The organism is Moorena sp. SIO3I6, assembly GCF_010672095.1.
The window spans coordinates 1-1,331 of sequence record NZ_JAAHHU010001399.1 but is presented as its reverse complement, the minus strand read 5'-3'; the positions used below and the strand labels follow the sequence as shown (position 1 = coordinate 1,331).

Annotated in this window: 1 protein-coding gene and 1 pseudogene; both read left to right on the top strand. The window is 41.5% G+C overall.

The genetic code is table 11. The features are described 5' to 3' along the window. Positions 1–163 precede the first annotated feature (163 nt). Positions 164–1,030 carry a phosphodiester glycosidase family protein gene (locus tag F6K49_RS49675; protein ID WP_293110179.1) on the top strand — a complete coding sequence of 289 codons (867 nt, stop codon included), beginning with the start codon at positions 164–166 and terminating at the stop codon, positions 1,028–1,030. A gap of 107 nt (positions 1,031–1,137) precedes the next feature. Next, positions 1,138–1,331: pseudogene (locus F6K49_RS49670) on the top strand (hypothetical protein); the annotation flags it as partial.

Sequence of the window (1,331 nt, the reverse complement as noted above, 5' to 3'; positions counted from 1 at the left end):
AATATAATACAGTTTAAATGCACAATATACCAATCCTAAATGAATTGTGATAATTTTTGTTCCCTGTTCCCTGTTCCCTGTTCCCTTTGGTATAGCTTAGAGCATGAAAAAATTAAATATAACTAGAGTTAAGCGAATTCTGCTTACCACCAGCATCAGTATTGTGAGCATTGTGAGCGTGCCACTTTTGATCTATGGCGCATTGCTGCTCAAGCGTCCACTTCCCACTGACAAGCAGCAACAACTTTTTCCAGGCATTTTGTATCAAAGAGATGCTCGCAAATCTCCCCGTCCGCTGATGGTACATACTGTTACCATAGACCTAACCGCACCAGGAATTAAACTATTAGTAACACCAGGAAATACCATCAATAAAAACGAATTTGCTGCCCGGACTACTTCGGAATTTGTGCGGGAATTTAACTTACAATTAGCTATCAACGGTAGTTTCTTTTATCCTTTTCGGGAGTATCCACCAGACTCCTATCCTAAACCTGGTGATCCGGTCAGAGTAGAAGGGCAAGTTATCTCTGATGGGAAATCCTATGCTCCACCAAAATCAAAAAATTATTCAGTACTTTGTATTTCAAACCTTCTCCAAGCTCAAATCTATCAAAACCGTTGTCCTCTAGGCACATCTGAGGGACTAGCGGGTAGAGAAATTTTACTAAAGGAAGGGAAGCCAGCAGTATTGGGAGATAGTACAGATGAAAAACTATTGTATCCCCGCACTGCTGTCGCTATTGATAAATCAGGCAAGACCTTGTGGTTAATTATTGTTGATGGTCGCCAGCGGTTTTACAGCGAAGGGGTTACTTTGGCTGAGTTGACTACTATTATTCAAGAATTAGGAGCCGATAGCGCCCTCAATTTGGATGGGGGTGGTTCCACCACTCTCGTAGTAGCAAATAAGACTAAGCTACGGGTGTTAAATTCACCGATTCAGACCCGTATTCCTACCCGCCAACGGGCAATTGCCAACCACCTGGGCATCTATGCTTTGCCGATAGATGTGTTGAACAGGGAATAGGTGGATGTAGCATAAATGGGATAAAAAAAATGTCTAGTCTGATCGAATGGTTTCCATAAAAGCACTATAATATCTGACTCGGAAATTAATTTTAGGAGTACTCAAACATGGTAGACAAAAAAAAGATTCTAGAAGACACCATGACTTTATTGATGTCAGTAACCCCAGATACGCCTTTGGGTAAACTGTTAAACCTTTGTTTAGCAGCTAAGGCAGATCCGAGTATCAGCAAAAGTGCCCGTGAATTTGCTGTAGAACTTCTCGAAGATCCTAGCAACATTTACTCTTGGACCATGGATGT